The organism is Blautia sp. HCN-1074, from assembly GCF_037890165.1.
Lineage (GTDB): Bacteria > Bacillota > Clostridia > Lachnospirales > Lachnospiraceae > Blautia_A.
In genome coordinates, this window is the sequence record NZ_JBBKBP010000016.1 from 1 (window position 1) to 12242 (window position 12242).

Annotated in this window: 13 protein-coding genes and 2 pseudogenes; 12 read left to right on the forward strand and 3 right to left on the reverse strand. The window is 41.0% G+C overall.

What is annotated here, in order from left to right; genetic code table 11:
• The first annotated feature begins 63 nt into the window (after positions 1 to 63).
• The 12 genes and pseudogenes from WKT11_RS13020 to WKT11_RS13070 all read left to right on the forward strand — a co-directional run bounded on the left by WKT11_RS13020 (position 64) and on the right by WKT11_RS13070 (position 10096).
• Complete coding sequence (locus tag WKT11_RS13020) at positions 64 to 1083, forward strand: LacI family DNA-binding transcriptional regulator (protein ID WP_118137162.1); 1020 nt, start codon at positions 64 to 66, stop codon at positions 1081 to 1083.
• A 265-nt stretch (positions 1084 to 1348) separates the two neighbouring features.
• The gene (locus WKT11_RS13025; RefSeq protein WP_117846340.1) at positions 1349 to 2527 is read left to right on the forward strand and encodes an AGE family epimerase/isomerase; all 1179 of its coding nucleotides are present in this window, start codon (positions 1349 to 1351) and stop codon (positions 2525 to 2527) included.
• Positions 2517 to 3329: pseudogene (locus WKT11_RS13030) on the forward strand (glycoside hydrolase family 130 protein); the annotation flags it as partial. The gene WKT11_RS13025 and the pseudogene WKT11_RS13030, both read left to right, overlap by 11 nt.
• A pseudogene (locus WKT11_RS13035) lies at positions 3321 to 4096 on the forward strand (phospho-sugar mutase); the annotation flags it as partial. The pseudogenes WKT11_RS13030 and WKT11_RS13035, both read left to right, overlap by 9 nt.
• 57 nt (positions 4097 to 4153) lie before the next feature.
• The gene (locus WKT11_RS20070; RefSeq protein WP_445291946.1) at positions 4154 to 4294 is read left to right on the forward strand and encodes a hypothetical protein; all 141 of its coding nucleotides are present in this window, start codon (positions 4154 to 4156) and stop codon (positions 4292 to 4294) included.
• Between the two features lie 229 nt (positions 4295 to 4523).
• Positions 4524 to 5465 carry a type I phosphomannose isomerase catalytic subunit gene (locus WKT11_RS13040; protein WP_118419974.1) on the forward strand — a complete coding sequence of 314 codons (942 nt, stop codon included), beginning with the start codon at positions 4524 to 4526 and terminating at the stop codon, positions 5463 to 5465.
• Between the two features lie 436 nt (positions 5466 to 5901).
• Complete coding sequence (locus WKT11_RS13045) at positions 5902 to 6369, forward strand: hypothetical protein (protein WP_117676692.1); 468 nt, start codon at positions 5902 to 5904, stop codon at positions 6367 to 6369.
• A 154-nt stretch (positions 6370 to 6523) separates the two neighbouring features.
• A complete protein-coding gene (locus WKT11_RS13050) occupies positions 6524 to 6892 on the forward strand; it encodes a CidA/LrgA family protein (RefSeq protein ID WP_117676691.1) in 369 nt (122 codons plus the stop codon).
• Positions 6889 to 7581 carry an LrgB family protein gene (locus WKT11_RS13055; protein WP_117676690.1) on the forward strand — a complete coding sequence of 231 codons (693 nt, stop codon included), beginning with the start codon at positions 6889 to 6891 and terminating at the stop codon, positions 7579 to 7581. Before WKT11_RS13050 ends, WKT11_RS13055 begins: the two co-directional genes overlap by 4 nt.
• A gap of 238 nt (positions 7582 to 7819) precedes the next feature.
• On the forward strand, positions 7820 to 8716 hold the full coding sequence (locus WKT11_RS13060; protein WP_118410737.1) for a Fic family protein: 897 nt from the start codon (positions 7820 to 7822) through the stop codon (positions 8714 to 8716).
• Positions 8717 to 8831: 115 nt separating this feature from the next.
• Positions 8832 to 9056 (forward strand): hypothetical protein, encoded by a 225-nt coding sequence (locus WKT11_RS13065; RefSeq protein ID WP_118137154.1) that lies wholly within the window; start codon positions 8832 to 8834, stop codon positions 9054 to 9056.
• 71 nt (positions 9057 to 9127) lie between these two features.
• Complete coding sequence (locus WKT11_RS13070) at positions 9128 to 10096, forward strand: biotin--[acetyl-CoA-carboxylase] ligase (RefSeq protein ID WP_340284846.1); 969 nt, start codon at positions 9128 to 9130, stop codon at positions 10094 to 10096.
• A gap of 63 nt (positions 10097 to 10159) precedes the next feature.
• Here the strand turns inward: WKT11_RS13070 and WKT11_RS13075 are convergent, their stop codons facing one another.
• Genes WKT11_RS13075 through WKT11_RS13085 form a run of 3 tightly spaced genes read right to left on the reverse strand, consistent with a single transcriptional unit; the run spans position 10160 to position 11930 of the window.
• Positions 10160 to 10924 (reverse strand): hypothetical protein, encoded by a 765-nt coding sequence (locus WKT11_RS13075; RefSeq protein WP_340284848.1) that lies wholly within the window; start codon positions 10922 to 10924, stop codon positions 10160 to 10162.
• 4 nt (positions 10925 to 10928) lie between these two features.
• A complete protein-coding gene (locus WKT11_RS13080; protein ID WP_117676686.1) occupies positions 10929 to 11423 on the reverse strand; it encodes a hypothetical protein in 495 nt (164 codons plus the stop codon).
• Positions 11424 to 11930 carry an RNA polymerase sigma factor gene (locus tag WKT11_RS13085; protein ID WP_117845103.1) on the reverse strand — a complete coding sequence of 169 codons (507 nt, stop codon included), beginning with the start codon at positions 11928 to 11930 and terminating at the stop codon, positions 11424 to 11426.
• Between the last annotated feature and the right edge of the window lie 312 nt (positions 11931 to 12242).

Here is a 12242-nt window from a genome sequence, read left to right on the forward strand (position 1 = left end):
GGGTAAATTGTATCATTTTGTGAAAGTGACTGAGTAAAGGGATAAGAAAGGACATATAATGTAATGGGAAAAGTAAGAATGGCTGATATTGCCGCAAAGGTAGGAGTCAGCACTGTAACTGTTCATAATGCTCTGGCCGGCAATAAGGGCGTTAGTGATGAGATGCGGGAGAAAATCCAAAAGGTGGCAGATGAGCTGGGTTATCATCAGATGACGGCAGCAGCCAAGCGTGAACGCAACAAAGGCGGTCTGCGCAATATCGGTGTTATTATTTCTGAGAGATATTTGGCTACATATACTACTTTTTACTGGAAAATGTATCAGGAGCTTGCTTTGGTTGCTACTGATAAGAATTGCATGGCTGCAGTGGAAATACTGAAGCGGGATATGGAGGAGAATTTCATCCTTCCGAGAATTCAGGAAGAGCATACTGTGGATGCTCTGATTGTAATGGGGGAAATCAGCAGGGAATATATTCATTTTATGAAGAAACATACAGATATGCCGGTGATATTTCTGGATTTTTATGACAAAGAACTGGCTAAAGATGCAGTTATTGCGGACAATTTTTATGGTATGTATCTGATGACTGAATATCTGTTTGAACAGGGGTTTACAAAGATGGCTTATGTTGGTTCTATTCATGCCACCAGCAGTATCATGGATCGTTACTGTGGTTTTTATAAAGCTCAGTTAGAACATGGACAGATTCTTCCAGAGGAATGGCTGATCGAAGACCGTGATGAAAAAGGTTCTACGCATATTAAGCTGCCACAGCATATGCCGGAAGCCTTTGTATGCAATTGTGACCTTACTGCCGGAATACTGATTCTGGAACTGGAGAAACAGGGATATCGTGTACCGGAGGATATTTCTGTAGTCGGTTTCGATAATTACCTGTATCCTGGATTCCCGGATAAAAAGATTACCAGTTATGAGGTAAATACCCTGGTAATGGTAAAAGTAGCACTGGAAAAGGCACTGAAACAGATTAAGAATCCGGATTCAGGACGAGGCTTAAGTATTGTTTCAGGAAAAATCGTAGAAAAGGAAAGTGTACAGAAAAGCTGTAGAGAAAGTTGAAAAACTAAATGAAAAATTAAATATAGGAATATGAAACATAAAAAATAATCTATTAAAGATTAAGCGTTAATGCTTGTAGCTCGCAGGAAAATCAAGAAAATTGGTTTACCTGTGAGCTTTTTTGCTGTGAAAATATACAAAAACAGAACTTAAATATTTGTGGTTTTTCCAAAACTATTTTTTAAGCAATTAAATATTGATAATTAAGTTAATCGTGGTACAATCAAACCAGAAAATATCAGGACAGAATGACAGGAGGAGAAAAATGGGTACATTTGTGAAGGAAATTGAAGAGGAATTAACACAGAAGCTGATCCCTTTCTGGGAAAACCTGAGGGATGAAGAATACGGCGGTTTTTATGGCTACATGGGTTATGACCTTAAGGTGCAAAAGGATTATGAAAAGGGATGTATCTTAAACAGCAGAATCCTGTGGTTTTTTGCCAATGCCTATATGACACTTGGAGAAGAAAAACTGAAAGAGGATGCAGATCATGCCTATGCATTTCTGAAGGAGAAATGTCTGGACAGAGAATATGGTGGCATGTTCTGGTCAGTCACTTATGACGGGAAACCGTCAGATACAACGAAGCATACCTATAATCAGGCATTCGCAATTTATGCTCTCTCTTCCTATTATGATGCAACAGGAAACAAGGAAGCACTGGAGATTGCCAGAGGTCTTCAGAAGGTGATCGAGGACAGATGTACGGATGAGTATGGATATCTGGAAGCTTTTAACCGCAAATTTGAGCCGGAAGAGAATGACAAGCTTTCTGAGAATGGTATTATTGCAGAGAAAACGATGAATACCCTGCTTCATGTTTTTGAGGCTTATACAGAATTGTACCGTGTGACAAAGGATCCGTTTACAGGAGACAGGCTTCGTTTTATGATGGATCTTTTTGCAGATAAGGTATATAACAAAGAACTTGGCAGACAGGAAGTATTTTTTGACAGAACCTGGAACAGTCTGATTGATCTGTATTCCTATGGACATGATATAGAGACTTCCTGGCTGATGGACAGAGGTCTGGAAGTACTGGATGATGAAAAATATACCGCGAAGATCACACCGATCACAACAGAGATTGCAGAAAATATTTATCACAGAGCTTTTGTGGATCATTCTCTGATGAATGAATGTGAAAACGGGGTCAATGATACGAGGAGAATCTGGTGGGTGCAGGCAGAGACAGTGATCGGCTTCCTGAACAGATATCAGAAGGATCCGGAGAAAAAGGAATATTTACAGGCAGCAGAGGATGAATGGAATTATATTAAAACTTATATGTGGGATCCAAGAGATGGTTCTGAGTGGTTCTGGTATGTAAAGGAAGACCACACACCTGGAGACGGACCTATTGTAGAACCATGGAAATGCCCGTATCACAACGGACGTATGTGTATGGAAGTAATAAGGAGGATGAAAAATGCTGAGTAAACAGTATTACGTTGAAAAAGCGAAAGTAGAAAAACTGATCGCAAGAAAAAATCAGAAAACAGATTTTTATCATGGAATTTATGATCGTTATGAGTATCCGGTACTGACAAGAGAATTTGCGCCGGTTGAATGGAGATATGACCTGAATCCGAAGACAAACCCCAATTTTCAGGAACGTCTCGGAATCAATGCAGTGATGAATTCCGGTGCTATTGAGCTGAACGGAAAATATTATCTGGTTGTCCGCGTAGAGGGAAATGACCGTAAATCTTTCTTTGCAGTAGCAGAGAGCGATACAGGAATCGACGGAGGAATCGGATTTGGTCTTTGTGACGATATTGAGCATGCAGTGATCGATGAAGAGAAGATTATCAGCAAGAGAATTTATCATCCTCTGACAGAGTCCAAGAACGGTGCAGGTGCAGTGCCGATCAGAGGTAAGAAATGCTGGATCAATATTGCTCACGGTGTAAGAAATACAGCAGCAGGACTTCGTTATGTTCTCTATGTATTCGGAACAGATTTAAATGATCCGTCCAAAGTGATCGCTGAGCCATCCGGTGTATTTCTTGTTCCGCTTGGAAAAGAGAGAGTCGGAGATGTTTCTAACGTAGTATTTACAAACGGTGCAATTGCAAAAGATAACGGAGATGTTTATATCTACTATGCATCCTGTGATACAAGAATGCACGTAGCGACAACTACAATTGATAAACTGGAAGATTATCTGTTCAACACACCAAGAGATCCGCATCGTTCTCCTGACTGTGTAAAACAGCGCTGCGAGCTGATTATGAACAATACATACCAGCGTTGGTGCGAAGATGAGTATTTTGACACAGACACACGAGCTGAGTTAAAAGCCATCGCAGATGATCCACAGGAGATCAAAGAACGCTTCTACAAAGATCTTGAGTTTGGTACAGGCGGACTCAGAGGAATTCTCGGTGCCGGTACAAACCGTATGAACATTTATACAGTAAGAAAAGCAACTCAGGGACTGGCAAACTTTATCATCAAAGAGAATGCTCAGGCTAAGGGTGTTGCCATCGCATTTGATTCCAGACATATGTCACCGGAATTTGCCAAAGAGACAGCTCTTTGTATGGCTGCGAACGGAATCAAGGCATACATTTTCCCATCTCTGCGTCCGACTCCGATGCTTTCATTTGCACTTCGTGAGTTAGGCTGCACAGCTGGTGTGGTTGTAACTGCAAGCCACAATCCACCACAGTATAACGGATACAAAGTTTACTGGGAGGACGGCGCACAGATCACAGCTCCTAAGGACAAAAGATCATCACAGAAGTTCAGGCAATCACAGATTTTGCTCAGGTGAAGACAATGTCCGGGGAAGATGCAAAGGCAGCAGGTCTTTACGAAGTGATCGGTGAAGAGATCGATGATAAATATATGGAAGCTCTTAAGAAACTGGTTCTCCGCCCGGAAGCCATCAAAGAGCAGGAACTTCCTGACGGAGATTTCCCGACAGTAAGCTATCCGAATCCGGAAGATAAGAATGCATTTACACTGGCTCTGAAACTTGCGAAGGAAGTAGACACAGATATCGCAACAGGAGAGACTTCTGTACTGTCACTTCCGGAATCCAATGTTCTGTACTTTGAGCTGGAAGATGGCGCATGGTTCTGCGTAAGACCTTCCGGAACAGAGCCGAAGATTAAATATTATGCAGGCGTAAAAGGCGCAGATGCACAGGATGCGACAGAGAAACTGGAAGCATTATCCAAGGCGGTTGTAGAACTGTAATTGTCTGGATTCAGTATTACTCAGAACAGGCTATGAGCAAGATGTAAATTGGATAGTTGTTCAGTTATTGATAACATACAGCAGCAACCTGGAATATTAGATTTAATTACAGAAATAATATTGAAATATCTATTTGGTTTAGGTAAAATAATGGATAGATAATAAAGGAAAAAGGGCACGCAGGAGAACCTCTCAGGCGTGCCTGAAAATAAATGGAGGGATTTTTCAAATGGCAATTTTGAAATTAAAACCAAGCTGCAAAGATTATCTCTGGGGCGGCACAAGATTAAGAACAGAGTTTGGAATTGAATATGACAAAGATCCTCTGGCAGAGTCTTGGGAACTTTCCTGTCATCCGGACGGACCAAGTTATATCGTAAATGGGGAGAGTGCAGGAAAAACTCTTCAGCAGTATATTGATGAGAATGGCAAAGAGATTCTGGGAACAGACTGCCAGTCTTTTGGGCAGTTCCCGGTTCTGATCAAATTTATTGATGCGAAGAAAGATTTGTCTATTCAGGTACATCCTGACAATACATACGCGCTGAAGAATGAAGGACAGTATGGTAAGACGGAAATGTGGTATGTTATGGATGCTGAAGAAGGTGCAAGTCTTTTCTACGGATTTGCAAGAGAAGTTTCTGAGGAAGAGTTCGAAGAACGTATCCGCAATCACACTTTACCGGAAGTCCTGAACAAAGTTATGATTCATAAGGGTGATGTACTTTTCATTGATCCGGGCACCATTCATGCAATCGGAGAGGGAAGCCTGATCGCTGAGATTCAGCAGAATTCCAATGTTACTTATCGTGTTTACGATTACGGACGCAAGGGACCGGACGGAAAAGAAAGAGAACTTCATGTAGAGAAAGCTCTTCAGGTAACCAAACGTGAGCCGGCAGCTAAGAACAGAGATTTCGGACCGCATGTTGCATCCTGCGAATATTTCACAGTAGATAAAGTGGTTCTGGATGGCCTGAGAAGAAAGAAACTGACAGGGGAAGCAGACGGAACTTCCTTTGTAAGTGTACTGGTTATGAGCGGGGCAGGTAAGGTTACTGCAAGTGGCGAGACCATGGAAGTGAAGAAAGGTGACAGTATCTTTATCACAGCAGGTTCCGGTGAGTATGAGCTGGAAGGTGATATGGAGGCACTGATCACTACTGTGTAATTTGAAAGAGAGTGTCTGATTCAAATTCAGAGTTCTGTTGTTGCTGCCAGCTTTTTGGAAAAGACAGTTCCGGAAAATTTCACTGTGTAGCAGTCAATCAGGAGATTAATCTCAGCCGGGATAAAACAGTTTCCGGAAGCAAATGAAAGCTTCTATGAATACTGCAAACGTCAGGGTGGAGAAATTTATTAAATATGTGAAAAGCTTGTAAGTTTGGATAATGTCTGTGACAGCGGATAAGATTATGAAAAAGGTTTCTGCAGAAAATAAAAAAATCTGTGGGAACTTTTTTGTACTTTTTACAAAACATTTCCATATATAATGCTAAACAAAGGGATTTTAAGCGGAATCAGCCTTGCAATTTACAGAGGATACGTTATAATTAGAAAACGTAACAAATCGTAATTGGTTAGACCAATATAAAGGAGTTGAATATTTGAAAGAAAAGAAAGAACGAGATTGGAAGTTCATTATTGGTATGGTTGTTCTGATTGCCATCTTCGCAGTGATGGGAGGGGCTTTCTGGAATATGGTCGGAAAGCAGGCACAGATCGTAAAAGAGGAAGAGCAGGAGCAGGAAGCAAACGCGATATCCGCAATCTATATCGAGACAGGAGAATTTCTGAAAACCGGACTTTTTGTAGATCTGAACAATGGTACGATCTTCGATGCAAAAGTACCGGCAGAAGGTATTTACAATAAAAAGGGAAAATTAATTTCTGATGATGTATTGGAAAATGGGGATAAAGTAAAAATATACGGCGATGGGATCATGCTGGAATCTTTTCCGGGACAGTACCCGGGTGTGACGAAAATTCAGAGAACCGGAAGGACATCTCTGGAGGAAACACAGGAGTATGAAGATAAGGTAAACGAACTGATGAAACCTGTGGCAGTTCAGTAACTTTTGGGATGTTCAGTGCCGTAGAATCAGGTACGGTTATTCAAAAATGATGTACTTGTACCAGAAACAGTGGTGATGAATGTTCTGCAAAGTGGAGTGGACGGAGAAATCGTCCATGCTACATCAGCAAGAACGAAATTAGAGGAGACTGAAAATGAAATACGTAAGACAATTCTGGATTATTTTACTGATATCCGCAATGGGAGAGGCATTACATGTTCTAATCCCGCTTCCTGTACCGGCAAGTGTGTATGGACTGGTGATCATGCTGATCGCATTGTTAACTCATATTATCAAATTAGATCAGGTAAAAGAAGCAGCTGAATTTCTCATAGAGACCATGCCGGTTATGTTTATTCCGGCAGGTGTCGGACTTCTGACAGCCTGGGGAGTATTAAAACCTGTATGTGTGCCAATCATTTTAATCGTTGCGATCACCACAGTTGTGGTAATGATTGTGACAGGACGTGTCACTCAGGCAGTTATTCGTATGGACAGAAAGAAAGGACAGAAGAAATCATGACAAACTTTATGAGTAACTCAATATTTTTTGGCGCGGCGCTCAGCCTGATTGCATATGAGGTGGGACTTCTTTTAAAAAGAAAATTTAAGATGGCGATTTTTAATCCACTTTTGATTTCGATCATCGCAGTGATCGCAGTACTTTGCTTATTGCATATAGATTATGATACTTATAATCAGAGCGGTCAGTATATCAGCTATCTGCTCACACCTGCGACGGTCTGCCTGGCAGTTCCGCTGTATCAGCAGATGGAACTTCTGAAAAAGAACCTGAAAGCTGTTGTCATTGGGATTGTTTCCGGTGTACTTGCCAGCCTGGTCAGCGTGCTGATTCTTGCAAGGCTGTTCAGACTGAGCCATGAGCAGTATGTGACACTTCTTCCGAAGTCTATTACTACTGCAATCGGAATGGGTGTTTCAGAGGAACTGGGTGGTATCGTGACAATTACAGTTGCAGTTATCATCATTACAGGTGTTCTTGGAAATATGGTCGCAGAGACAGTGATCAAACTGGCACATATCGAAGAACCAATTGCCAAAGGACTTGCGCTTGGAACTTCCTCACATGCCATTGGTACTGCAAAGGCAATGGAACTTGGCGAGATAGAAGGTGCCATGAGCAGCCTTGCTATTGCGGTTGCAGGTTTGCTTACAGTTGTAGGAGCATCTGTGTTTGCACAGTTTATGTAAAATAAGTATGTAGAAAAATAAAGAAGATTATCATGCAGACAAAATCAGCATGGTAGTCTTCTTTTTGCCTGCAAATAAAATCAGTCGGATGAAATTATGAAATTGTGACGGAAGAAAGGTCATTTATTATCGGCAAAAAAAGTAAAACATAGAAACTGCAAAAACAGAATTTATTGCCGATAATGTGTTATAATAAGTAGTAGCATAGTAGAAACTGTAAAAGGGAGTGAATAATCTTATGAGATATCTTTTAGTAAAAGAAGTTGCAAAGAAATGGAATATTTCAGAGCGAAGTGTAAGAAATTACTGTACGCAAGGTCGTGTAGATGAAGCAAGACTCAATGGAAAAACATGGGAAATTCCGGAAGATGCACAGAAGCCGGGGCGTATTAACAGAAAAAAAGAAGTACCGAAAACTTTGCTGGAAATTCTACAGGAAGAAAAGAAAAACAGATATTCCGGTGGTATTTATCATAAGACGCAAATTGATCTGACATATAATTCTAACCATATCGAGGGCAGTCGTCTGACTCATGATCAGACAAGATATATTTTTGAAACAAATACGATTGGTATAGAAAATGAAGTTCTTAATGTAGATGATGTTATTGAAACAGCAAATCATTTTCGCTGTATTGACTTGATCATTGACAATGCAAAATCTACATTGACAGAGAAGTTTATTAAGGAACTACATTTGATTTTGAAAAATGGTACCAGCGATTCCAGAAAAGATTGGTTTACGGTTGGGGACTATAAAAAATTTCCAAATGAAGTTGGGGGTATGGAAACGGCGAGTCCGGAAGAAGTTTCCGAAAAAATGAAATCTTTTTTGATGGAATATAACGGTAAAAAAAGAAAGACATTTGAAGATATTCTGGAATTTCATGTAAAATTTGAACGGATTCATCCATTTCAGGATGGAAACGGTCGCGTAGGCAGACTGATTATGTTTAAAGAATGCCTGAAATATAATATTGTTCCATTCATTATTGAAGATGATCTGAAGATGTTTTATTATCGTGGACTGAAAGAGTGGAATATTGAAAAAGGTTATCTGACAGATACGTGCCTTACTGCACAGGACAGGTATAAAGCATATCTTAAATATTTTAGAATAGATTTTGCAGAATAAACAAAACAAATGTTCGAAAAAACTCTTCCATTTTCGAACAGGGTGTGGTATCATATAACAAAACAGAATATACGTTCGGAAAATATGTTCGATATAATCAAGGAGGAGACGGATTATGACAAATACAGCAAATACCACACAGGGAATGAGAAGAAAAAAAGCAAACCGTAAACTTTCTAAAACAATGGCCGTTATTCTGGGACTGATCGTGACAGCAGAATTGATCATTGCAGGTGGAATGATTTTTAATATTGATTTTCATTCTACGGATATGATTGCTTTATTTATGGGGTTTATGGTGTTATATGCGGGAGTGGTGGCGTTACTGACGGATAATTAATGTAATCATTAGACAAAAGACTTTCAAGATGGTATGATTGATATATTATAACTAGTGTAAAAGGGGTAAAGATGACCGTAAAATCAAGTCTTTTGGAAATGTTAGAGAAGAATAAGGGTGAGGTATTATCGGGAGAGCGTATTGCCGGAGAACTGGGATGTACCAGAGCAGCAGTGTGGAAGGCAGTGAAATCTCTTCGGGAAGACGGATATCGTATTGAGGCAGGTCCTAATAAGGGATATATGCTTGCAAAGGATACAAACCGTCTGTCACAGGAGGGAATCCGTCTGTTTCTGGATGATCCGAAAGTTAAAATAGATATTTATGATAAACTGGAATCTACAAACCAGACAGCCAAGAAAGAAGCCATGATGGGAGAGACCGGACACGGGGCATTTGTCATTGCCAGAAGTCAGACTGCAGGCAGGGGACGCAGAGGACGGGAATTCTATTCCCCTGCAGATGCAGGTCTTTATATGAGCGTGATCCTGAAGCCGCAGGGAACCATACATGACAGTCTGCTGATCACAACTGCGGCAGCAGTGGCAGTCTACAGAGCAGTTGCCCAGATCTGTGGAATCCAGCTTGATATTAAATGGGTTAATGATCTGTTTTATAAAGGAAAGAAGGTCTGTGGAATACTCACAGAGGCTGTCACAGATTTTGAGAGTGGAAATATTGAGTTTGTGGTAGTTGGCATGGGATTGAACCTTTATCTGGACCAGGAGAATCTGCCTGGGGAATTAAGAAATATAGCGGGAGCTCTTTATGAGACAAAAGAAGATGCAGAACAGACTGACCGTAATAAACTGACTGCAACGATCGTGAACGAGCTGCGAAAAGAAACAGCAGATCTGAAACTATCTCCGGATTATGTGGAACATAACATGATCCTGGGACATCAGATCACAATCACAGACGGGAACTCTTCCAGACAGGCATTTGCATTGGAGATATGCAGGGACGGACGGCTGAAAGTACGGGAAGAGGACGGGCAGGAGACAATATTGTCCTTTGGAGAAGTTTCGGTATCCATGTGAGAATAATAAGAATGGGATTGTTACATGAAGGTAGATTCCTTGATGTGACAATCCCATTTTGAGTCATGATTCAGAATTTGTTGTTTGTGATGAAGCATCCTCCTGAGACACCCCGGCAACAGAATCTTTTTTCAGAGATACCGGGCTTTTGTTGTTTGCGGTATCCGTGATATCGGTATCTGTACAGCAGTCAGGATTTATGATGTCTGTGGTATTTTTCTCTGCGTCAGTTGACATATTCGGAACACTCTGCTGATACGGACGATAAGGTGTCCAGTAATGTTCTTCCTCAGTGAAGCTGTCAGGCTGTTCTTCATCCAGTGCATCCTTCTTGCGGGTGAGAATATAAATTCCTGCAAAAATGATAGCAGCTGCAATCACAAGCTGTGGCAGATGATATGTGAATCTGCCGATAACATCAGCCAGATATCCGGGTAAGATCATATAGAGGAAATCTACCAGAGTGTTCCACAGAATAGAAGCACCAAGGAAAATCAGCAGAATCGCAGTTATCTTTCCGTGATGTTTAAGCAGAGAACTGATATCTCCTGCCAGTTCATCCATATGAAGGACATAGGAATCTTCTATGGAGTAAAATTCTTCCTCGGAAAGAGATTTCAGATTGTGCACATTAAAGAAACTGTAGAACCAGATGATCGGGATCAGGAACACCAGCCAGTCCATTCCGGTACAGGCTCCGATCGCAAAGACACCCCAGAATAAGAACATAATACTGATTCCCTGTTTTTTGAATCCCATGTACATTTCTCCTGCGCCTGGAATCAGGGAGAAGATAAAAAGCCAGAATCCACGTTTTTGTTTTTGCATACTTTTATTTGCCTCCATTCATTAATTTGCTGGAAAAATCACTGACATATTTTATAAAAGAACTGGTGCCATCACCAATGTTCTGTCCGAGTTCTCTGGTGAACTGGTAGAGCCTGCCGTTTTCATGTTCGGGCAATATTCTGTCTGTCTGAGAGGAAGTATCCTGATGTAAGGAAGTGAAATCCAGATTTGGGATACTGAATAAAAGCAACAGGGCAACCATCACACCTGCAGCAGTCTGAAGACTGTAATGAAGCAGCTGGATTTTGCGCGATGCTTTATTTGCTGCCCGGGCAAGCTGCACTTCACCAGAGTCTGCTTTGTCCAAAATCTGTTCCATCAGATAGGAGGGAGCAGTATCCGTACTGTTGTCTTCCTGTTCCATCATCTGATCCAGACAGAAATCGCAGTGATCAAGATGTGACAGAAACTCAATGACCTCCTGTGTGTTCATATTTCCGTTATCAAATTCTATTAAACCCTTCTTATTAATATGCATCTAATCACCCCTTTCAAGCATTTTTTTCAGCATTGCCCTCGCGCGATAGAGCTGTGTCTGAACTGTTTTCGGATTTTTCCCTGTCTGCTGTGCAATCTCAGGTACTGACATTTCCCTGCAGAAATGTGCGTAAGCGACTTCTTTGTAAGGACTTTTCAACTGCATACACAATGCCTCTACGTGAGTATTGGATGCAGTTTTCATATATTCATCTTCGGGAGAGGATTGCCTGTCCGGAATCTGGGAAAAGTAGGTGTCTTCTGTTGGAATACTTCGCCGTCCGGCTGCCTTCAGATAATCCAGACACTTTCGGACAGCAATCTTGCTTAGCCAGGCTTTTTCGTATGTTCCATCGAAACGGGAAAGGTTTTTGTAGGCAGACAGAAATACTTCCTGAGTCAGATCCTCGGCGTCGAATGGATTGCCGACGGATTTCAGGCAGATCGAATATATTAAGTTCTGGTATTGTTTGATAAGATATTCCAGATATTGCTTTTCTGTGATCATTACTGTCTCCTTTTCCCTGTTCATTTAATTATAACGCGGGAGAGGGGGGAATGGATTCAGATATTGAGGAATATAAAAAAATCTTTTGATAAGGGACGCGCAGAAAAATAGTTTGTTTTGGGTGCGGTTTCGGACGCTAAGATATTCTAAGTCATCAAAAAGCTGCTAAAACCATGAGAAATCAGAGCCAAACTCGCTTCGCTCAAACAGTGTCTCTGATTTCTCATAACGCAGTTTTTTGATAACTAAGAATATCTAAGCATCCTGCAAATGCACCCAAAACAAACTATTTTTCTGCGCTGGGTACTGGAT